The following is a 20875-nucleotide window of genomic DNA, read 5'->3' on the forward strand; positions in this document are numbered from 1 at the left end:
GGTGTCAAGCCCTCTCCGAGTACATGTCGATCTTGCGGTCGAGAACGGCGAGCGTGTCCTGGAGCTCCGCGATCCGGGACCGTACGTCCCGCCGCGTGGCCTCCAGCAGCTCACGCCGCTCCCCGACGGTGTGGTCACCCTCCCTGACCAGCTCCGCGTACCGGACCATCCCGGCCACCGGCATGCCGGTCAGCCGCAGCTTGCCGACGAAGGTGAGCCAGTCGAGGTCCCGGTTGGTGAAGCGGCGCTGGCCCGTGTGCGACCGGTCGACGTGCGGCATCAAGCCGATCCGCTCGTACCACCGCAGGGTGTGGGCGGAGAGCCCGGTCCACGCGGCGACCTCGCTGATCGTGTACTTGTCCTGCCCGTCGGGTCGCGGATGGGCCGGCGGCCGGGCGGCGCAGACGTCGATGGCGGCCGGGGCCAGGGGGGTGCTCTCGATCACCGTCATGACCACCACGCTAGAACCTTCGAGTGCACTCCAAGCAAGTAGGCTCGTCCGCATGCAGAGCCTGGCGATGATCGAGAACTGGCCGGTCCCCACCGCGGCGGCCGCTGTCGTACGCGCGGACGGGACCGTTGTCGGCATGCACGGCCCGACCGGCCGGCGTTTCCCGCTGGCGTCGGTCACCAAGCCGCTCGCCGCTTACGCGGTCCTCGTCGCGTACGAGGAGGGCGCGGTCGATCTCGACGAGCCGGCCGGGCCCGAGGGGTCCACGGTCCGCCATCTCCTTGCCCACACCTCCGGGCTCGCTCCCGACGAGCCGAGGACCATGGCCGCGCCGGGCACCCGGCGGATCTACTCCAACGCCGGTTTCGAGGCGCTGAGCGACCATGTCACGAAGGCGACGGACATTCCGTTCGCCGAGTATCTGCGCCAGGCCGTTCTGGAACCGCTGGGGATGGCGTCGACGACGCTGGACGGCTCGGCCGCGAAGGACGGCGTCTCGACCGTCGACGATCTGGTGCGGTTCGCCGCGGAGGTGCAGGCGCCCAGGCTCCTCGACGCCCGTACCGTCCTGGAGGCCATGTCGGTCGTCCATCCGGGAGTGACCGGGATCCTCCCCGGCTACGGACACCAGAAGCCCAACGACTGGGGTCTGGGCTTCGAGATCCGGGACTCCAAGTCGCCGCACTGGACGGGCGGTTCGTCCTCTCCCCGGACCTTCGGGCACTTCGGCCAGTCCGGCACGTTCCTGTGGGTCGACCCGGACGCGCGGGCGGCGTGCGTCGCGCTGACGGACCGGCCGTTCGGCCCGTGGGCCATCGAGGCGTGGCCGCCGTTCACGGACGCGGTGCTCGCGGAGCTGCGGGCCGCCTAGGGCCTCGTTCGGATCTTGCCGGGCACGCGAGCCCACCAAGGTCCGAACGAGAGGCCCTACGTGCAGCGGCTCGCCGGGAGCCGGCCGTCGTTGCCGGTGAGGACGACGGAGGCCAGGCCCGACGGGTCCTCCGCGTACACCGCCGTGCAGACGATCTGCCGGACGGCGGCCGCCGACAGGTCCTTGACGTCGGCTGCGGTCCGGATCCGGATCTCCCGTGGCGTGCCGGTGGTGTCCGGGACCTCCCCCTCCCCCACTCCTTCTGTGGTGCGGACTTCCAGCAGCCGGCCGACCCACCCGCGGGCAGGCAGCCGGGTGGTGAGGCCCGCCGCACGCTCGGTCTCGGTCGGGCCATATGCCAGCGCGGCGAGCACCTTGACGGTCGCCACGGGCCGGTCCTCCGTACCGCTGCCGCCCGTCGTCCCCTCCTCGCCGGGCCCGACCGAGCCTCCTTCGCCGGGCAGGGACGAGCCGGCGAGCGGCCGCACCACCGGGAGGACCGTGCCGTTCTCGTCGACGAAGAAGAGCAGCATGCGGTCGGTCGGATGGGGAAACACCTGCACGGTCACGGCGCCTCCGGCCTCCACGACGTCGCTCTCCTGGATCCCGCAGCCGGTGAGGCCCACGGCTCCGGTGAACATCAGCGTCCCGGCGAGCGCGGCCCCGCGGGCCGTCCGCCTCATGTGTGCGCCCCGTCTCCGGCCGGCTCGTGGTCGGTCGCCCTCCGGCCGCTCTGCTCACGGCCGTTCGGCTCATGACGGATCAGGGGGATTTCCACGAGGAAGACGGCGCCCCCGTCAGGGCCGTTCATGGCCCTGACCGTGCCGCCGTGCAGCCGTACGTTCTCGTGGGTGATCGCGAGCCCGAGCCCGCTGCCCACCGAACGCGTACGGGCCCCGTCGGCCTTGTAGAAGCGGTCGAAGACATGGGGCAGGGCCTCGGGCCGGATACCGGGCCCCCGGTCGGCGACCTCCATGACGAGCACACCGGCCAGGTCCCGCGGCCGCTGTCCGACGCGCAGCCGGACGGTGACCGGGGGCCGGCCGTGCCGGAGCGCGTTGCCGACGAGGTTCGCGACGATCACGTCGAAGCGGCGGGGGTCGAGCCGGGCGCGGATGCCGTCGGGCAGGTCGGTCACCACCTGCTCGGGGTCGGTCCAGTGACGGTTGAGCAGGGTCCGGCGGATGGTCTCGGCCACGTCCATCTCGTCGGTGTTCAGCTCTGCGGCGCGGGCGTCGAACCGGGAGATCTCCATCAGGTCCTCGACCAGGACGGCGAGCTTGCCGGTCTCGGTGCTGATCAGCCGGACGGCGGCGGCGGTGTCCGGATCGAGCCCCTCGGCGTCCTCGTCGAGCAGTTCGGTGACGGCGAGCATCCCGGCGAGCGGGGTGCGCAGTTCGTGGGAGACGTCGGAGGCGAAACGGCGGGCCCGGGCCTCGGCGCGCTGGAGCTCCTCCACGGAACGTTCGAGCGCGATGGCGGACTCGTTGAACGTGTGGGCGAGGTCGGCGAGTTCGTCGCCTCCCCGGACCTGGATGCGGGTGTCGAGCCGGCCCTGCCCCATGTGGTGCGCGGCGCGGCGAAGTTCCCGTACCGGGCGCAGCACACTGCGGGCGGCGAGCAGTGCGGGGATCAGGGCCACCGCGAGGGCGGGCAGGGCGCCGTCCCGGGCGGCGAGGAGCATGGCCCGGACGTTGGCCTCCTCGGCGTCCAGTTCCATCACCGCGTACAGGACGAGACCGGTGCGCAGGGGGTCGGCGCCCACCTTCGCCCGGGGCGAGAAGACGACCGGTACCGCGATGGTCAGGTACGGTCTGCCGGCGCTGATCACCCGCTGGAAGCTGCCGTGCGGATCGCCCAGGGCGGCGGCGCGGCGGAGCTCGGGCGTGATCACCGTGGACGTCGGGCTGGTACTGGAGGAGACGCGGAGCGAGCCGTACTCGGCGAAGACCCTCCACGGGCGGGGCTTCCCCTGTCGGGCCATCTGCTGCAGCGTGAACTGGAGGGCTTCCCGGTCGACGGGCAGGACCAGGCCGAGGCTCTGGATCTGGTCGCGGAACGAGGAGACCGCGGTGTCCTGAGCGTGTTCGAGGACGGAGTTGCGGGCCTCGCGGTAGGTGAGGGTGGCGGTGGTTCCGCAGCCGACGGCGGCGACCAGCAGGAAGGCGAGGACGAGCCGCGTGCGCAACCCGGACCGCGCGAGCCGCCACCGCCGGCGGAGCCCGGCGAGCGTGGGCAGCGGCCTGCGCCGGGTGCGGGTGTCCGTCCGGCGGCCAGGGGTTCTCACAGCGGTCCGAAGCGGTAGCCGAAGCCGCGCAGGGTCTGTATGTAGCGGGGGCTGCCGGGTGTGTCCTCGATCTTGTTGCGCAGTCTGCGGACACAGGCGTCCACCAGGCGCGCGTCCCCGTGATAGCTGTGCTCCCACACGTGTTCGAGGAGCTGCTGGCGGCTGAAGACCTGCTCGGGGGCGGCGGAGAGGTGGAGCAGCAGCTTCAGCTCGGAGGGGGCGAGGGCGATCCGCTCGCCGCACTTGGCGACGGTGAGTCCCGTGCGGTCGAGGGCGAGTTCACCGTGGAACTCGACACTGGGCCGGCCGCCGCCCGGCTCCTCGATACGCCGCAGGACGGCCCGTATCCGCGCCTCGATGACCTCGGTACGGGCGGGCTTGACGATGTAGTCGTCGGCGCCCGCCTCCAGGCCCACGACGACGTCGAAGTCGTCGCCGCGCGCGGTGAGCATGATGATCGGCAGCTGGCTCTTCTCGCGGACCCGGTGGCAGACCTGGACGCCGTTCATGCCGGGGAGCATGAGGTCGAGGAGGAGCAGGTCGGGCCGGAACTCCCCGAGGGCGGCGAGCCCGGCTTCGCCGGTGCCGGCGGTCCGTACCTCGTGACCGCGCCGGCGCAGCCCGAGTTCGACTCCTTCCCGGACCGAGGGGTCGTCTTCGATCAGCAGCACGCGTGGCATCGGCGCAGTATCCCAGGGGTCGTCGGGGTCGTCGGGGTCGTCGGGTCGTTCGCGGTGGTCGGCGAGGGAGCGGGTCAGCGACGCGCGGGGCGCAGACGCCGTACCACCGCGGAGAGCAGGGCGTCGACCTCCGACAGCCGCAGGGGGCGGGCCAGGAGCGCGAAGACGGCGAGGATCACCGCCGCGCCGGCCGCCGCGGACACGAGGGGGCCGGCCCCCGACGACTTGGCGGCGGCGAGCAGGCCGAGCGCGGCGGCGGGCAGCGCGGCGGCGAGCAGCCTGGTGAGCGCGGACCGGGCACGGCCCTCCCCCGGGCCGAGCCGTCGTGTCAGGACGTACGCGGTCAGCGCCCAACCCGCCCAGAGCGCCAGCGAGTACGCCGCGGCCATGCCGGTGACCGCCCAGCGCGCGGGCAGCAGGTGGTAAGCGGCCACCGAAAGCCCTGCGTTGAGGGCGGCGATCACCAGGTTGAGGAGGAAGGGCGTGCGGGTGTCGCGCAGGGCGTAGAAGGTCCGCGAGAGGACGTACTGGCCCGACAGCGCGATCAGTCCGGGCGCGAAGGCCATCAGGATGGGGGCCATCACGGCGATGGCGTCGGCGTCGGTCCGGCCGTACTGGAAGACCAGCGCCATCACCGGTCCGGCGAGGGCGAACAGCGCACAGGCCGCGGGGACGACGGCCGCGGAACTGGTGCGCAGCGCGTACGAGACGTCGCCGCGCAGGGCCGCGGTGTCCCCGTCGGCGGCCGATCCGCTCATACGCGGCATCAGCGCGGTGACGAGGGAGACCGTCACGATCCCGTGGGGGACGATCCACAGCAGATAGGCGTTGTTGTACGCGCTGAAGCCCGCGCCGCCGTCGATGCCCCGACTCGCCGCGTGCTGGCCCGCGGCCGTCGCCAGACGGGTGGTGACCCAGTACACGGCCTGGTTGGTGAGGACGAGGAGGACGAGCCAGCCGGCCGCGCGCATGGGCCGGGTCAGTCCGCTGCCGCGCCAGTCGAACCGGGGACGGAAACGGAAGCCGGCGGCGCGCAGGGCGGGCAGGAGCGCGAGTGCCTGGACGACGATGCCGGCGGTGGTGCCCCAGCCGAGGAGCGCGGTGGCGCCGGGGGTGAGCGTGCCGTCGGGCGAGGTGGCGACGGCCGTCAGGTACAGCGCGAACACGGCGATGACGACGATGTTGTTGAGGACCGGTGTCCACATCATGGCGCCGAACCGGCCACGGGCGTTGAGCACTTGGCCGAGGAGCGTGAACACACCGAGGAAGAGGATCTGCGGCAGGCAGAAGCGGGCGAAGGCGACCGTCATGGTCTCCTGCGCTCCGGTGTAGTCGGTGTAGGCGTCCACGAGCGCGGGCGCGGCGAGCACCGCTGCCGCGGTGATCAGCAGCAGGGCGCTCACGCTGAGCGTGAGCAGCCGGTCGGTGTAGGCGCGGCCGCCGTCGGCGTGTTCCTTGGCGGCCTTGACCAGTTCGGGCACGAAGACGGCGTTGAGGGCGCCGCCGATGAGCAGGGTGTAGACGATCGTGGGGACGGAGTTGCCCACCGCGTAGCCGTCGGCGACCAGCCCCGTCCCGAGGGCCGCGGCGACGGTGGCGGACCGCACGAAACCGGTGGCGCGGGAGACCACGGACCCGGCGGCCATCACCGCCCCGCTGCGCAGTGCGGACGCGGCGGGGGCGGCCGGTTCCGGGGCGTCGGCGCCCGCCGCCGAGGCCTGCGGGGCGGTGTCCGTGGCCGTGTTCGCCGGACCCGTCTCCGGGGCGGTGCCCGTACGCCCGCTCATCGACGGGCCAGATAGGCCTGGAACGCCCGGTACAGCGTGTGGTTGGTCGTGCCTGCCAACGGTGTCTCCCACTCCCCCAGCGTTTCGACGACCTGTCCCCCGGTGCCCAGTTTCCAGCGCATAAGCCCGTATCCGCGGTCGTCCGGATCGAGGGTGGAGGGTACACCGCGCATGTCGTAGACGTCGGCTCCGAGGGCGTGGGCGTCGAGCATCATGCGCCACTGCAGGGCGTTGGAGGGCCGGACCTCGCGGCGGTGGTCGGCGGAGGCGCCCGTCTGGTACCAGACCCGGCGGCCCACCGTGATCATGGTGTGCGCGGCGAGGGTCTCGCCCTGGTGGCGGGCGAGGTAGAGCTTCATCCGGCCCGGCTCCTCGGCGTTGAGGGCCACGTACTGCCGCTGGTAGTACGCCAGGGAGCGGCCGAGCCGGAAGCCGTCGCGTTCCTCGGTGACACGCAGCAGCCGGTAGAAGTCGGGAAGGTCCGCGGCGGTTCCGACGACCACCTCGACACCGGACTTCCGGGCGCGGCGGACGTTGCGCCGCCACTCCTGGTTGAGTCCGTTCCACAGGTCGTCGGCGGTGCGTCCGGCCAGCGGGACCTGGAAGACGATGCGGGGCTGCGCGTCGCCGTCGGCGGGCCCGTCGGGGCTGTCGCCCCCGCAGCGCCGCCAGCCGCGGGCGCGGAGCCGTTCGGCCACGGCGGTGCCGAGAGGGTCCACCTCGCAGGCGAGGACGTCGGAAAGCCTCCGGCCGTTGCCGGTGAGGGACTTGAGCCGGGCGGCGTCCCAGCGCCGGAAGGCCGGTGAGGGGCCGATACGGACGGCGAAGGCACCGGCGGCCCGCAGATGCCGCAGCAGCGGGGTGAGCCAGCCGTCGATGTCCGGGTCGGACCAGTCGACGACGGGCCCTTCGGGGAGGTAGGCGAAGTACTTGCGGGTGCCGGGGAAGGGACGCAGCAGTGCGAGGGCGGCCCCGGAGAGCCCGCCGGGCGTGTCCGCCCGGCCGGCGGACTCCCAGCCGACGAAGTGGGGGCGCCAGCCCTCCTTCACCTCGGCCCAGGACGGGCACTGCAGAAAACTGGGACCTCCGGATTCCGCCGCGCGGGATGCGATGTACGCGCGGTAGGTCCCGGCGGTGATGGGGCCCAGCCGCGTTTCCTGGCCGCGGCCGGCCGTCACGAGCAGCGCTGACACAACGTGAGCCTCCGTGTTCCGTCCCCTCGTTGGGAGGACGTACCGGAGGTTCACAGCCGTCCATGACCGTGTCGCGCGGCGTGTGTGACCGGACGATGACCGTTTCTCCGCAGCCGCCGTCACATGGCTCGCGAGTCCGTTTCCGGCGCTTTCCGCGGCTTAGAGTCCCGGCAATTCCCCACTTTCTGGAGGTCTCCATGAGTCCTGTCCGCATGCGCCCGGCAGTCGTGGCGGTCGTTCTGGGCGCGGCGCTCAGTGCCTGTTCGGGCGGGGGCGGCGCCGCCGGTGCCGCGCCGGACGACGCCAAGCCCGGCGGTGGCGCTCCGGCCACCGTGACCGTGACGCCCACCGGGAAGGGCGTCGCCGCCGGAAGGCCGGTGGTCGTCACGGCGAAGGGCGGCACGCTGGGCACGGTGACGGTCGTCGACGCCCGGGGCGCGGCGCTCACCGGGCGCCCGTCGGCGGACCGGACGACGTGGACGTCGGACCGGAAGGCGGCACCCGGCGCCTCGTACACGGTGCAGGTGACGACCCGTACGGGCAGCGGCCGCACCGACACGACCCGGGCGACGTTCTCCACCGCCGAGGCGGAGAGGGTCAACAAGCTGACCCTGGCGCCGGGCAAGAACACCACCGTGGGTGTCGCCCAGCCGCTGTCGATCGTCTTCGACCACCCGGTCGCGAACAAGGCGGAGGTCGAGAAGCAGTTGAAGGTGACCACATCCGACAACACCGTGGGCTCGTGGGGCTGGGTGCGCGACTGGTCCGGCAAGGACAGGGCCGACTGGCGGCCGAAGGAGTACTGGAAGACCGGCACGAAGGTGACGCTCGACGCGCGGTTGAACGGCACCGACTCCGGCGGGGCCGGGGGCTGGTTCGTGCGCGACTACCGGACCGGGTTCACCGTCGGCGCCCGGCAGATCGTCCGGGTCGACCTCGACCGCAAGAGGCTGATCCTCGAGCGGGACGGGAGGCAGGTGCGGGAGATACCGGTGTCCGGCGGCACTCCCGGCGGCGACAAGCGGTCCTGGAGGGGCACGGCGGTCCTGATGGCGAAGGAGGGGACGATCAACATGAACTCGGAGACGGTGGGCCTCGGCAACGCCTACGACAAGATGGTCGACTACTCGATGCGGCTGACCTGGTCCGGGATGTACGCCCACGCGGCCCCCTGGAACTCCGCCCACTTCGGCCGGGCCAACAGGAGCTCCGGCTGCATCGGCATGAGCGAGGCGAACGCCGCGGACCTCTACGGGCAGGTACGGGCCGGCGACCCGTTCGAGATCAAGGGCGAGAACACCAAGGGGACCGTCGCCGAGGGCAACGGCTACGGCGCGTGGAACCTCACCTGGGACCAGTGGCGGGCCAAGAGCGCCCTGCGGGGCTGAGGGGCGTCAGCCCTTCATCTCCCAGAGCAGTACCTCCGAGGAGGTGTCGGCCCGCAGCTCCAGGCCCTCCGCCGCCGTGACGCGTGCGGCGTCGCCCGGCCCCAAGTACTCCCCGGCCAGGGACACTTCGCCGCCCACGACATGGGCGTACAGCAGGTCCGCGTCGGGCACGGCGGTCCGCTCGCCGGGGGCCAGGCGCCGGACGTGCAGCATCGCGCCGGCCTCCGGCAGGGCGTAGGGGGTGGCGTCCGCGATGCCGCGCACGACCTCGTACGCGGGCTCGCCGCCGGGGTCCAGCGGGGCCAGCCACATCTGGACGAAGACCAGCGGGACATCACCGTCGTTGCGCTCCACGTGCCGCACGCCGGAGGCGGCGCTGAGCCGCTGGACGTCGCCGGGACGGATCACGGTGGCGTGCCCGGCCGAGTCGCGGTGGGTCAGCTCGCCCTCGACGACCCAGGTGACGATCTCGGTGTGGCTGTGCGGGTGCTCGTCGAAGCCCGCGCCCGGTGCGAGCCGTTCCTCGTTGCACGCCAGGACGGCGCCGAAGCGGAGGTTGTCGGGGTCGTAGAACCGGCCGAAGGAGAAGGCGTGCCGGGTCTCGATCCCGGCCGCCGGGTCGCCCCCGGCGTAGCGGTCCGCTGAGCGCTGCACTGACATCACCGGCCCACCGTAGCCCCGCCCGGGGCGCGGACAAACCGCCCCGCCCGGACATGGCACCGTCCCGATAAGGCAGTCTTGTCCCCGTGCCAGAACCCGTGAACGCCGCCCACCCGCACGCCGCCACTCTCAAACGCCTGGAACAGTCCTCCGGGCGGCTCGCCGCGAACGCCATCGCGCGCATGGACGAGACGCTTCCGTGGTACCGGGCGATGCCTCCCGAGAACCGGTCCTGGATCGGCCTGGTCGCCCAGGCCGGTATCGCCGCCTTCACCGAGTGGTTCCGGCATCCGGAGACCCCCCAGGCCATCTCCACCGATGTCTTCGGTACGGCTCCGCGCGAGCTCACCCGGGCGATCACCCTGCGCCAGACCGTCGAGATGGTCCGCACGACCATCGAGGTCATGGAGTCGGCGATCGAGGAGGTCGCGGCTCCGGGTGACGAGTCGGTGCTGCGCGAGGCGCTGCTGGTGTACGCCCGTGAGATCGCGTTCGCGACCGCCCAGGTGTACGCCCAGGCCGCCGAGGCACGCGGTGCCTGGGACGCCCGGCTGGAGTCGCTGGTCGTGAACGCGGTGCTGTCGGGTGAGGCCGACGAGGGCGCGGTCTCCCGCGCCGCGGCCCTCGGCTGGAATTCGCCGGAGCATGTCTGTGTGGTGCTCGGCACCGCCCCCGACGGCGACAGCGAACTGACCGTGGAGGCGATCCGGCGGGCCGCCCGGCACGCCAAGCTGCAGGTGCTGACCGGGGTCCTCGGCGACCGTCTGGTCGTCATCGCGGGCGGCAGCGACAACCCGCTGCATGTGGCGAAGTCGCTGATCGGCCCGTACGCGGCCGGTCCGGTGGTCGCCGGTCCCGTGGTCCCGGACCTGCTGGCCGCGACCCGGTCCGCGCAGGCCGCCGCCGCCGGCCTGAAGGCGTGTTCGGCCTGGCAGGACGCCCCCCGGCCGGTGCTCGCGGACGATCTGCTGCCGGAGCGCGCGATCGCCTCCGACCCCGCGGCGCGCGAGCAGCTGGTGGAGGAGATCTACAGACCACTGGAGGAAGCGGGTTCGGCGCTCCTGGAAACACTGAGTGTCTATCTGGAGCAGGCCAGCAGCCTGGAGGGCGCCGCGCGGATGCTCTTCGTCCACCCCAACACCGTGCGCTACCGGCTCCGACGTGTGACCGACGTCACCGGCTGGTCACCCTCCGATGTGCGCTCCGCCTTCACGCTCCGGATCGCGCTGATCCTGGGGCGCTTGGCCGACGCGGATTCGCAGTCCTAGACTTTTGTCAGACATCGACAATTCCCCTGACGGTTCTTCGTCCCAGTCCCCACGGGCGCCCAGGACCGTCCACAAGAGAGAGTGTGAGGGTGCTCGTACTCGTCGCTCCCGGCCAAGGCGCTCAGACGCCCGGCTTCCTGACTCCCTGGCTCGAACTCCCCGGCGCCGCCGACCGCGTCGCCGCGTGGTCCGAGGCCATCGGGCTGGACCTCGCCCACTACGGCACGAAGGCCGACGCGGACGAGATCCGCGACACCGCCGTGGCCCAGCCGCTGCTGGTCGCCGCCGGTCTGCTGTCCGCTTCGGCGCTCGGTGACATCACCCCCGGCGCCGTCGCCGGGCACAGCGTCGGTGAGATCACCGCCGCCGCCTTCGCGGGCGTCCTCGACGACGTCGCCGCGCTGCGCTTCGTACGCACCCGTGGCGTGGCGATGGCCGAGGCCGCCTCCGTCACCGAGACCGGCATGTCGGCGTTGCTGGGCGGCGACCCCGAGGTGACCGTCCCGCACCTGGAGAAGCTGGGTCTGACCGCCGCCAATGTGAACGGCGCCGGGCAGATCGTGGCCGCCGGCACGATGGAGCAGCTCGCCGCGCTGGAGGCCGACAAGCCCGAGGGCGTCCGCCGGGTCGTGGCGCTGAAGGTGGCCGGCGCGTTCCACACGCACCACATGGCTCCCGCGGTCGCCGCGCTGGAGGAGGCCGCTTCGGGTCTCTCCCTCGCCGACCCGGCCGTGACATACGTCTCCAACAAGGACGGGCGGACCGTCGCCACCGGCGCCGAGGTGCTCTCGCGCCTGGTCGGCCAGGTCGCCAACCCGGTCCGCTGGGACCTGTGCATGGACACGTTCAAGGAACTGGGCGTGACCGCTCTCCTGGAGGTGTGCCCCGGTGGCACCCTGACCGGTATCGCCAAGCGCGCTCTGCCGGGCGTGAAGACGCTCGCGCTGAAGACCCCCGACGACCTCGACGCGGCCCGCACGCTGCTCGCCGAGACCGGTGCACCTGCCGCTGACGCGGCGGGCGCCTGACAAGGAGCCGTAGAGCATGTCGAAGATCAAGCCCAGTCAGGGCGCCCCGTACGCGCGGATCATGGGCGTCGGCGGTTACCGGCCGACCCGGGTCGTGCCGAACGAGGTGATCCTCGAGACGATCGACTCCTCGGACGAGTGGATCCGCTCCCGCTCCGGCATCGCGACCCGCCACTGGGCCTCCGACGAGGAGACCGTGGCCGCGATGTCCATCGAGGCGGCGGGCAAGGCCATCGCCGACGCCGGCATCACGCCCGCCCAGATCGGCGGCGTGATCGTCTCCACCGTCTCGCACTTCAAGCAGACCCCGGCCGTCGCCACCGAGATCGCGGACAAGATCGGCGCGAACAAGCCGGCCGCGTTCGACATCTCGGCGGGCTGCGCGGGCTTCGGCTACGGCCTGACGCTCGCCAAGGGCATGGTGGTGGAAGGTTCCGCCGAGTACGTGCTCGTGATCGGTGTGGAGCGGCTGAGCGACCTGACCGACCTGGAGGACCGTGCCACGGCCTTCCTGTTCGGTGACGGCGCGGGCGCGGTCGTCGTCGGCCCCTCGAAGGAGCCGAGGATCGGCCCGACCGTGTGGGGCTCGGAGGGCGACAAGTCCGAGACGATCAAGCAGACCGTGCCGTGGGACGACTACCGTACAGGCCGTCCCGAGAAGTTCCCGGCCATCACGCAGGAGGGCCAGGCGGTGTTCCGCTGGGCCGTCTTCGAGATGGCGAAGGTCGCCCAGCAGGCCCTGGACGCCGCCGGAATCTCGGCGGACGACCTCGATGTCTTCATTCCGCACCAGGCCAACATGCGGATCATCGACTCGATGGTGAAGACTCTCAAGCTGCCGGAGCACGTCACGGTCGCCCGTGACGTGGAGACGACGGGCAACACTTCGGCCGCCTCGATTCCGCTCGCCATGGAGCGGCTCCTGGCGACCGGACAGGCGAAGAGCGGCGACACCGCACTCGTCATCGGCTTCGGGGCGGGTCTCGTCTACGCCGCGACGGTCGTTACCCTCCCCTAGGCAGCCGTACGGATCTTCCGGACGGATTTGCCGTTTCACCCTCTGATACACATCGAAGGAGCGCCAACATGGCCGCCACGCAGGAGCAGATCGTCGAAGGTCTCGCCGAGATCGTGAACGAGATCGCCGGTATCCCGACCGAGGACGTCCAGCTGGACAAGTCCTTCACCGACGACCTGGACGTCGACTCGCTGTCCATGGTCGAGGTCGTCGTCGCCGCCGAAGAGCGCTTCGACGTCAAGATCCCGGACGAGGACGTCAAGAACCTCAAGACGGTCGGCGACGCCGCGGACTACATCCTGAAGCACCAGGCCTGATCTCGGTCCGCCACCCAGCGGTGGCGCCGGCATTCGACCATTACACACGTGGAGAAAATTCCTGTGAGCTCGACCAATCGCACCGTGGTCGTCACCGGTATCGGCGCAACCACACCGCTGGGTGGCGACACGGCATCGACCTGGGAAGGTCTGATGGCGGGGCGCTCCGGCGTCCGGCCACTCGAGGGCGAACGCTTCGCCGAACTGCCCGTCCGGATCGCCGCGCTCGCCGCGGTCGACCCCGGTGAGGTGCTGCCCAAGCCCCTCGCGCGCAAGCTGGACCGCTCGGCGCAGTTCGCGCTGATCGCGGCCCGCGAGGCGTGGGCGGACGCGGGTTACGACGCCCCCGCCGGTGAGGACGACAAGATCCTGCCCGAGCGGCTCGGCGCCGTCATCGCCTCCGGCATCGGCGGCGTGACGACCCTGCTCGACCAGTACGACGTGCTGAAGGAGAAGGGCGTACGCCGCGTCTCCCCGCACACCGTGCCCATGCTGATGCCCAACGGCCCCTCCGCCAACGTCGGCCTGGAGGTGAACGCCCGCGCGGGCGTCCACACCCCCGTGTCCGCGTGCGCGTCGGGTGCCGAGGCGATCGGCTACGCCGTCGAGATGATCCGTACCGGCCGTGCCGACGTGGTCGTCGCCGGCGGTACCGAGGCGGCCATCCACCCCCTGCCGATCGCGGCGTTCGCCAACATGATGGCGATGTCGAAGAACAACGACGAGCCGACCAAGGCCTCGCGCCCCTACGACAAGGCCCGTGACGGCTTCGTCCTGGGCGAGGGCGCCGGTGTCGTCGTCCTGGAGTCGGCCGAGCACGCCGCCGCGCGCGGTGCCCGGGTCTACTGCGAGGTGCTGGGCCAGGGCCTGTCGGCCGACAGCCACCACATCGCGCAGCCCGAGCCGACCGGTCGCGGTATCGCCGCGGCCATGCAGAACCTGCTGGACACGACGGACCTGAAGCCGTCGGAGGTCGTCCACCTGAACGCCCACGCCACGTCCACCCCGCAGGGTGACATCGCGGAGCTGAAGGCGCTGCGCAAGGTGCTCGGCGACGACCTCGACCATGTCGCGATCTCCGCGACCAAGTCGATGACCGGTCACCTGCTGGGTGGCGCGGGCGGCATCGAGACCGTCGCGACGGTCCTGGCGCTGCACCACCGCACCGCTCCGCCGACGATCAACCTCGACGACCTCGACGAGACGGTCGACGCGGACATCGTGCGCGACGAGCCCCGCGCGCTGCCCGAGGGCACGATCGCGGCGATCAACAACTCGTTCGGTTTCGGCGGCCACAACGTGGTTCTCGCCTTCCGTACGGTCTGAGCGCACTGACCGAAGGCCCCGACGGGATTCCGGCGGGGCCTTCGGCGTGTTCGTACGAGGTCAGCGCAGGGCGAAGGCCGGCGGCCGGCCGGCCTCCGGGAACCGGTTCAGGACGACATGGCCGCCCTGCGCGGGGATCAGTTCGGAGTCGAGCGAGAGCGTCATCTCCTGCCGGACGGGGACGTCCTCCCGTACGGCTCCGTCCTCGCCCAGCTGAAAGAGCCGCGCGCGCCGCCAGCCCGCCTCCATCAGCACGGACGTGCGGCCGTCCTCCCCCTGGGCAAGTGCCGCGATCCTGCCGCCGATCCGGGTGCGCCACCGCTCCTTGCCGTCCTTGACGGAGTACGCGGCCACCCATTGCGGCCCGTTCTCGCCCTGCAGCACCTGTGCCCAGGACTGGGACGCGGCGACCAGGATGAAGCCGCCGAAGGTGAAGACGAACGCCAGGATGAGGACGGCCGGCAGGCCCTCGGGGCGGTCGGTGTCCTCACAGGCGCCGCCGCTCTCGCGAGAGAGCGGGCCCAGCCGAGAACATGGAAGAGAACGGCCCAGCCGATCGTGGCCGAGCAGACGAAGGTGGCGATGATTCCGGCCACCGTACGGATACGCACGCGAGCCCCCACCGGCGGCGCACCCCCTGTGCACCATGGGACGGAATCCATCCCGAGGGGTGGGGCCGGGTCAGACCACCTGGTGCAGCCAGCGCACGGGCGCGCCCTCGCCCGCGTAGCGGAAGGGCTCCAGCTCGTCGTCCCAGGGCTTGCCGAGGAGTTTGGCGATCTCGGCCTCCAGGTTCGTCTCGCCCTGCGCCGAACGGGCCAGGGCGGCGCGCAGCCGGTCCTCGGGGATCAAAATGTCGCCGTGGATGCCGGTGACCGCGTGGAAGATGCCCAGCTCGGGCGTGGCGCTGTAGCGCTCGCCCTCGGCGGCCGGGCAGGGCTCCGCGGTGACCTCGAAGCGCAGCATCTGCCAGCCGCGCAGGGCGGAGGCGAGCTTGGAGGCGGTCCCCGATTCGGCCTTCCAGGAGAACTCGGCTCTCCAGGTGCCCGGGGCGGCAGGCTGACGGATCCAGTCGAGCTGGACTCTCGCACCGAGAACACCCGCCACTGCCCATTCGACGTGCGGGCACAGCGCGCGGGGTGCGGAGTGTACGTACAGGACTCCACGTGTCGTCACCGGGACCTCCAGTGTGGGACGAGGTTCGCCTTTCCCAGCGGCCTCAGTAAACAGCATCGGGAGCAAAACTCCGCAAAAGGGACAGCATGTGACGTGATGTAATTTACCGGAGCCGGCCGGCAAAGGTGCCTCTGGTTCGACGGGGGAAAAGCTACCGTGCTGCGCCGCCCTTGGGGTGACGTACGACCGCTCCAGGGGCCGGTAGACACCAAGCTTTCACTCGCCAGGACGCCGGAGGAGCCGATGGAGGGGGCCGGGGAATGCGGAAGAACCGAGGGGAGCGTCGCCGTTCACGGACGGTCACCGCACTGACCGCTGCGGCGTTGCTGGCGGTGACCGCGCTCTCCGGCTGCACGGCCGCGGGCACCGGGGCACCCGGCAGGTCCGCGTCCGCCTCTCCGTCCCCGAGGCCCACCCCGCTCTGGGACCGCTCCCCCGGTTCGGTCGCCGCCGTCGGCGACTCCATCACCCGGGGTTTCGACGCCTGCACGCTGCTCGCCGACTGCCCCGAGGTGTCCTGGGCGACCGGGACGGACGCCGGCGTCAACAGCCTGGCCCTGAGGCTGCTCGGCACGTCGGGCGCGGCGGAGCGCAGCTGGAACCTGGCGCGGACCGGGGCGCGGATGGCGGATCTGCCCGCCCAGATGGAGCGGGCGGGCGCCTTGCGGCCCGAGCTGGTGGCGGTGATGGTCGGGGCGAACGACGCCTGCCGGGACAGCGCCGAACTGATGACACCCGTCTCGGAGTTCACGTCCACGTTCGCCGCGGCGATGAAGCGGCTGCGGGCGTCGGCCCCGAAGGCCCAGGTGTACGTGTCGAGCGTGCCCGACCTGAGGCGTCTGTGGTCGACCGGGCGGGACAACCCGCTGGGCAAGCAGATCTGGAAGCTGGGGATCTGCGCGTCGATGCTGGGAGACGCGGACGATCTGAGCGAAGCGGCCGACCGCCGGCGGGCTCTGGTGCAGGCCCGGGTGGTGGCGTACAACAAGGCGCTGAAGGAGGTCTGCGCGCGGGACACACGCTGCCGGTACGACGGCGGGGCTGTCTTCGAGTTCCGGTTCGACGGCGAGCAGTTGAGCCAGATCGACTGGTTCCATCCGAGCAGGAACGGCCAGCGCCGGCTGGCCGAGATCGCCTATCGCAATGTGACGGCCGCGCAGCCCCCGGCCTAGGATTATTGATCATGGAATTCTTCGGAGAGCTGGACGACGGCACGGTCGTACACCGCTGGACACTGGAGCGGGGCGGTACGCGGGTGCGGGTGCTGACCTACGGCGGGATCGTGCAGTCGGTCACCACTCCCGACCGCGACGGCACGGTGTCCCATGTGGCGCTCGGTTTCCAGGACCTGACGGGCTATCTGAAGAATCCGGACCCGTACTTCGGCGCGCTGGTGGGGCGTTACGCGAACCGGATAGCGGGCGGCTCCTTCTCGCTCGACGGCCGCCGCCACCGGCTGGAGCGCGGTGCTGGGCCGAACACGCTGCACGGCGGCCCGCGCGGCTTCGACAAGCGCGTGTGGGACGCGGAGCCGGTCGAGCACGGCGTGCGGCTGTCCCGGGTCAGCGAGGACGGCGAGGAGGGCTTCCCGGGCCGCCTGGAGGTCTCGGCGACCTACACCGTGGACGCGGGCGGCGCGCTGCGGATCGCGTACCGGGCGGTGACGGACGCGCCGACGGTGGTGAACCTGACCAACCACTCGTACTGGGACCTGGGGGGCGGGCACGAGATGCGGGTCGCCGCCGCGCGGTGGACACCGGTGGACGGGCGGGCGATCCCCACCGGGGAGCTGTCGCCCGTGGCCGGGACGCGGCTGGACTTCCGTGAGCGGCGCCCGGTCGGCGTGGGCCTCGACCACAACTTCGTCCTGGACGAGGACCGTGGCGGCGGCCCGGCGGCGGAGCTGTACTCCGGCGTGTCGGGGCGGGTGCTGACGCTCTTCACGACCGAGCCGGGACTTCAGGTGTACGCGGCCGAGGGGCTTCCCGGCATCGCGCTGGAATCGCAGCACTTCCCCGACTCGCCGAACCGGCCGGAGTTCCCGAGCACGGTGCTGCGGCCGGGCGAGGTGTACACGTCGCGGACGACGTACGCCTTCGGTGTGCGGTAGGACCCCGGGGCGGCTGTCAGGGACCGCCCCGGGGCCGGTCCACCGGGTCAGACGACCGTCAGCGTGACGCTCAGCCGCTCGTCGGCGAGCGAGTGCGCGGCCCTGACCTCGTACGTACCCGCGACGAAGGACCAGTCGCCGGCCTCCTCGTCCCAGATCTCGAACGCCCTGCGCGCGAGGGGGATCTCGACCTCCACGCTCTCGCCCGGTCCTGCCTCGACGCTCGCGAAGCCGGCCAGCCAGCGGGCCGGGCGCTCGACCGTGTCGGAGCGCGGGGCGAGGTAGATCTGCACGACCTCGCGGCCGGTACGGGTGCCGGTGTTGCGGAGGGTGACCGTGGCCGCGGCCGGGGTGGCCTCCAGGGAGTCGTACGACCAGCTGGTGTAGCCCAGGCCGTGCCCGAAGGCGTACGCGGGGGCCGTGCCCGCCTTGTCCCAGGCCCGGTAGCCGATGAACACGCCTTCGTCGTAGGCGAGTTCGCCGTCCGTCGGGGTGACCCCGGCGACCGGGACGTCGGCCAGGGAGACCGGCCAGGTGGTGGGCAGGCGGCCACCGGGCTCCTCGGCGCCGAGGAGGACGTCGGCGAGCGCGGCGCCTCCCTCCTGGCCGGGGAACCAGCTGAGCAGGATGGCGGCGACTTCTTCGCGCCAAGGCATCTCCACCGGGGAGCCGGAGTTGACGATGACGACGGTGTTCGGGTTGACGGCGGCCACGGCCCGCACGAGTGCGTCCTGGTGACCGGGTAGGGCGAGATCCTTGCGGTCGAAGCCTTCGGACTCGACCCGCTCGGTGGTCGCGACCACGACGACGGCCGTGTCGGCGGAGCGTGCGGCCTCGACGGCTTCGGCGATCAGTTCGTCGGGGTCACGGCGCGGACCGAGGTGGACGAAGGAGAACATCACCCCGGGAAGCGGGGCCCTGAACTCCTCGTCGAGCGGGTGGAGCAGGGACACCTCGACCGTCTCGCCGGCGGTGAGGGTGACCCTGGCGCGCTCGACCGGGGCGCCGAAGAACGCCTCGAAGGGGTCGGTCTCCTCCCCCATCTGCTGGACGCCCTCGTAGAGGATCTCGCCGTCGACGGTGAGGGTGAAGGCCCCGAGGCCGCGGGTGCCGAAGGCGTGCTCGCCGGACTCGCGCGGGGTGAAGCTGCCCGTGATCTCGACGGAGTGCAGGGTCTCGTGGGTGACACCGGCGGGCAGGTCGTCGCCGATCCACTGGAGCTGACCGCTCGGCAGGGTCCCCTCGCCGAGGATCCCGCCCTCGGCGTCGCGGCACACGGCGCGCAGGACGAAGCCCTGGTCGGCTGGGCCCAGTTCGTCGCTCGGGTCGGCTCCGGTCGCGTAGGTCAGCGCGCCCTCGGGCAACGCGGCGGTGAGCCCGTCGAGCGGGGAGACAATGTGGTCGGGGAAGACCTGGGCAGAGCCGCCACCGAGGACGCGGGCGTCGCGGGCGGCCGCGCCGATGAGGGCGACCGTGCCACCGGGACGCAGTGGCAGGGCCTCGCCCTCGTTGCGTACGAGGACGAAGCCGCGACGGGCGACCTCGCGGGCGAGGGCCTCTCCGTCGATGGGGGCCGGGGTCTCGGTGACGGCCGGCGGGGCGCCGTCCAGCAGACCGACGCGGGCGGCGAGGCGCAGCACATTGCGTACGGCGTCGTCGACGACGGACTCCTCCACCTCACCGTCCCTGACGGCGGCGGCGAGCGCCTCGCCGTAGACGGTGCGCGGTCCGGGCATGGCGACGTCGAGGCCGCCTTCGATGTCACCGGTGGTGGAGCGCGCGGCCATCCAGTCGGAGACGTTGTAGCCCTCGAAGCCCCATTCGCCGCGCAGGACCTCGTTGACCAGGTAGCGGTGTTCGGTCATGGTCACGCCGTTGACCTGGTTGTAGGCGGTCATGATGCCCCAGGGGTGGGCGTTCTTGACGATCGCCTCGAAGGGGGCGAGATAGAGCTCGCGCAGAGGGCGCGGGGCGATCACGTTGTCGACGGTGAAGCGGTCGGTCTCGGCGTCGTTGGCGACGAAGTGCTTGACGGTGGTGCCGACGCCCCCGTCCTGGACGCCCCGGACGTAGCCGGTTCCGATCTCGCCGGTGAGGTGGGGGTCCTCGCTGTACGCCTCGAAGTGGCGGCCGCCGAGCGGGGAACGGTGCAGGTTCACGGTCGGCGCGAGCAGCACGTGGACCCGCTTGCGGCGGGCCTCCTGGGCGAGGAGGCGGCCGGCGCGGCGGGCGAGGGCCGGGTCCCAGGTGGCGGCCAGCGCGGTCGGGGACGGGAGGGCGATGGAGGGGTCGTCGGCGGTCCAGCGCACGCCCCGGACGCCGATCGGGCCGTCGGACATGACAAGGGATTTCAGGCCGATCTCCGGGAGGGCCGTGAGCGACCACATGTCCTGGCCGCCGAGCAGCCGCGCCTTGGTGTCGAGGTCGAGCTTGCCGAGCGCCGCCTCGACGGCCTGCTCGCGGACGTCTTCCTGGTTCGTGTCTGCCACGGCCGTGCCTCCTCGTGGAAATCCCGCTGGGGTGGGCTGTTGCTGCGGGTGGGCCCCATGGTGGACCCATTTACCTGTAGAGCGGTAGGCTTCGTTACTATCTCGTTATCTTGAGGATGGCGTACGGTCCTCAGGCAGGACTCAGGGAAGGGGCGCAGGGGTGATGGCGAGGGCCAGGAGCGAGGAGCGGCGGGCGGAGATCCTGCGCGCGGCCCTCGAAGTGATCGCCGAGCGCGGCTACCGCGGCGCCTCGCTGGGCGCGGTCGCCGAGCGGGTCGGCCTGACCCAGCAGGGGCTGCTCCACTACTTCCCCACCAAGGAGGCCCTGCTCGTCGCGGTCCTGGAGGAGCGCGACCAGTGGGACACGGGCGGCGGCGGGACCGGCGGGCGGGAGGGCTGGCGGCTCGACCTCCTCGACTCCCTCGTCGAGTACAACGCGATGCGGCCGGGCATCGTGCAGACCTTCTCGGCGCTGCTCGGCGAGAGCGTGACCGACGGGCATCCGGCCCGGGAGTTCTTCACCCGCCGCTACGCCCAGGTCCGCGGGGAGATGGCGAACGTCCTGCGCGCGGAGTACGGCGACCGGCTGCCCGGCGGCCTCACCCCGGAGCGGGCGGCGCCGCTGCTGACGGCAGTGATGGACGGTCTCCAGTACCAGTGGCTGCTCGACCCGGAGTCGGTCGACATGCCGGCGGCGTTCCGGGACTTCCTCACCCTGCTGCGGGGTGAGGGGGACCGTACGGGCAAGTGAGGGCGGTGTAGCGGGATTTGCGGACGGGCGAGGATACTGCCCGGGACCCGCTACGGAAGGACTCCCGTGTCACGG

General features: G+C 71.9%; 20 protein-coding genes. 10 read left to right on the forward strand and 10 right to left on the reverse strand.

Annotated features, from left to right (window positions below; genetic code table 11):
• Positions 1-4 precede the first annotated feature (4 nt).
• Positions 5-451 (reverse strand): MerR family transcriptional regulator, encoded by a 447-nt coding sequence (locus ACZ5VC_RS03120; protein ID WP_469118370.1) that lies wholly within the window; start codon positions 449-451, stop codon positions 5-7.
• 52 nt (positions 452-503) lie between these two features.
• On the opposite strand from ACZ5VC_RS03120, the gene ACZ5VC_RS03125 reads away from it, so the two are divergent.
• Positions 504-1322 carry a serine hydrolase domain-containing protein gene (locus ACZ5VC_RS03125; protein ID WP_469118371.1) on the forward strand — a complete coding sequence of 273 codons (819 nt, stop codon included), beginning with the start codon at positions 504-506 and terminating at the stop codon, positions 1320-1322.
• A gap of 56 nt (positions 1323-1378) precedes the next feature.
• On the opposite strand, the gene ACZ5VC_RS03130 is transcribed toward ACZ5VC_RS03125, so the two are convergent.
• The 5 genes from ACZ5VC_RS03130 to ACZ5VC_RS03150 form a co-directional block, all read right to left on the reverse strand.
• Entirely contained in the window at positions 1379-2005 is a 627-nt protein-coding gene (locus ACZ5VC_RS03130; protein ID WP_469118372.1) for a hypothetical protein, read from the reverse strand.
• The gene (locus ACZ5VC_RS03135) at positions 2002-3561 is read right to left on the reverse strand and encodes an ATP-binding protein (protein ID WP_469118920.1); all 1560 of its coding nucleotides are present in this window, start codon (positions 3559-3561) and stop codon (positions 2002-2004) included. The genes ACZ5VC_RS03130 and ACZ5VC_RS03135 overlap by 4 nt, the downstream gene beginning before the upstream one ends.
• 44 nt (positions 3562-3605) lie before the next feature.
• Positions 3606-4289: a response regulator gene (locus ACZ5VC_RS03140; protein WP_469118373.1), complete on the reverse strand. Its 684-nt coding sequence runs from the start codon at positions 4287-4289 to the stop codon at positions 3606-3608.
• 74 nt (positions 4290-4363) lie between these two features.
• Positions 4364-6076: a murein biosynthesis integral membrane protein MurJ gene (murJ, locus tag ACZ5VC_RS03145; RefSeq protein ID WP_469118374.1), complete on the reverse strand. Its 1713-nt coding sequence runs from the start codon at positions 6074-6076 to the stop codon at positions 4364-4366.
• Positions 6073-7269 carry a lipid II:glycine glycyltransferase FemX gene (locus tag ACZ5VC_RS03150; protein ID WP_469118375.1) on the reverse strand — a complete coding sequence of 399 codons (1197 nt, stop codon included), beginning with the start codon at positions 7267-7269 and terminating at the stop codon, positions 6073-6075. Before ACZ5VC_RS03150 ends, murJ begins: the two co-directional genes overlap by 4 nt.
• A gap of 197 nt (positions 7270-7466) precedes the next feature.
• On the opposite strand from ACZ5VC_RS03150, the gene ACZ5VC_RS03155 reads away from it, so the two are divergent.
• Positions 7467-8657 (forward strand): L,D-transpeptidase, encoded by a 1191-nt coding sequence (locus ACZ5VC_RS03155; protein WP_469118376.1) that lies wholly within the window; start codon positions 7467-7469, stop codon positions 8655-8657.
• Between the two features lie 6 nt (positions 8658-8663).
• Here the strand turns inward: ACZ5VC_RS03155 and ACZ5VC_RS03160 are convergent, their stop codons facing one another.
• A complete protein-coding gene (locus ACZ5VC_RS03160; RefSeq protein ID WP_469118377.1) occupies positions 8664-9317 on the reverse strand; it encodes a pirin family protein in 654 nt (217 codons plus the stop codon).
• 86 nt (positions 9318-9403) lie between these two features.
• Here ACZ5VC_RS03160 and fasR point away from each other — a divergent pair, with 86 nt between their 5' ends.
• From fasR to fabF, 5 genes are all read left to right on the forward strand, one after another.
• Complete coding sequence (gene fasR, locus ACZ5VC_RS03165; RefSeq protein ID WP_469118378.1) at positions 9404-10585, forward strand: fatty acid biosynthesis transcriptional regulator FasR; 1182 nt, start codon at positions 9404-9406, stop codon at positions 10583-10585.
• Positions 10586-10674: 89 nt separating this feature from the next.
• Positions 10675-11613 (forward strand): ACP S-malonyltransferase, encoded by a 939-nt coding sequence (locus tag ACZ5VC_RS03170; protein ID WP_469118379.1) that lies wholly within the window; start codon positions 10675-10677, stop codon positions 11611-11613.
• 16 nt (positions 11614-11629) lie between these two features.
• Complete coding sequence (locus ACZ5VC_RS03175; RefSeq protein WP_469118380.1) at positions 11630-12631, forward strand: beta-ketoacyl-ACP synthase 3; 1002 nt, start codon at positions 11630-11632, stop codon at positions 12629-12631.
• Positions 12632-12699: 68 nt separating this feature from the next.
• Entirely contained in the window at positions 12700-12948 is a 249-nt protein-coding gene (locus ACZ5VC_RS03180) for an acyl carrier protein (RefSeq protein WP_468705563.1), read from the forward strand.
• A gap of 63 nt (positions 12949-13011) precedes the next feature.
• Entirely contained in the window at positions 13012-14274 is a 1263-nt protein-coding gene (fabF, locus tag ACZ5VC_RS03185) for a beta-ketoacyl-ACP synthase II (protein WP_469118381.1), read from the forward strand.
• Positions 14275-14334: 60 nt separating this feature from the next.
• Here the strand turns inward: fabF and ACZ5VC_RS03190 are convergent, their stop codons facing one another.
• Complete coding sequence (locus ACZ5VC_RS03190; protein ID WP_469118382.1) at positions 14335-14922, reverse strand: hypothetical protein; 588 nt, start codon at positions 14920-14922, stop codon at positions 14335-14337.
• Positions 14923-14955: 33 nt separating this feature from the next.
• Positions 14956-15450: a DUF3145 domain-containing protein gene (locus ACZ5VC_RS03195; RefSeq protein ID WP_468705566.1), complete on the reverse strand. Its 495-nt coding sequence runs from the start codon at positions 15448-15450 to the stop codon at positions 14956-14958.
• Positions 15451-15710: 260 nt separating this feature from the next.
• Between ACZ5VC_RS03195 and ACZ5VC_RS03200 the strand changes: the two genes are divergently transcribed.
• Both ACZ5VC_RS03200 and ACZ5VC_RS03205 read left to right on the forward strand, forming a co-directional pair.
• On the forward strand, positions 15711-16622 hold the full coding sequence (locus ACZ5VC_RS03200) for an SGNH/GDSL hydrolase family protein (RefSeq protein ID WP_469118383.1): 912 nt from the start codon (positions 15711-15713) through the stop codon (positions 16620-16622).
• Positions 16623-16630: 8 nt separating this feature from the next.
• The gene (locus ACZ5VC_RS03205) at positions 16631-17560 is read left to right on the forward strand and encodes an aldose epimerase family protein (protein WP_469118921.1); all 930 of its coding nucleotides are present in this window, start codon (positions 16631-16633) and stop codon (positions 17558-17560) included.
• Positions 17561-17607: 47 nt separating this feature from the next.
• Here ACZ5VC_RS03205 and ACZ5VC_RS03210 read toward each other — a convergent pair whose 3' ends face one another.
• Positions 17608-20049, reverse strand: coding sequence for a glycoside hydrolase family 3 protein (locus ACZ5VC_RS03210; RefSeq protein WP_469118384.1), 2442 nt, complete (start codon positions 20047-20049; stop codon positions 17608-17610).
• Between the two features lie 163 nt (positions 20050-20212).
• On the opposite strand from ACZ5VC_RS03210, the gene ACZ5VC_RS03215 reads away from it, so the two are divergent.
• Entirely contained in the window at positions 20213-20800 is a 588-nt protein-coding gene (locus ACZ5VC_RS03215; protein WP_469118385.1) for a TetR/AcrR family transcriptional regulator, read from the forward strand.
• Positions 20801-20875: the final 75 nt, after the last annotated feature.

Source organism: Streptomyces sp. NPDC033174 (genome assembly GCF_055577795.1).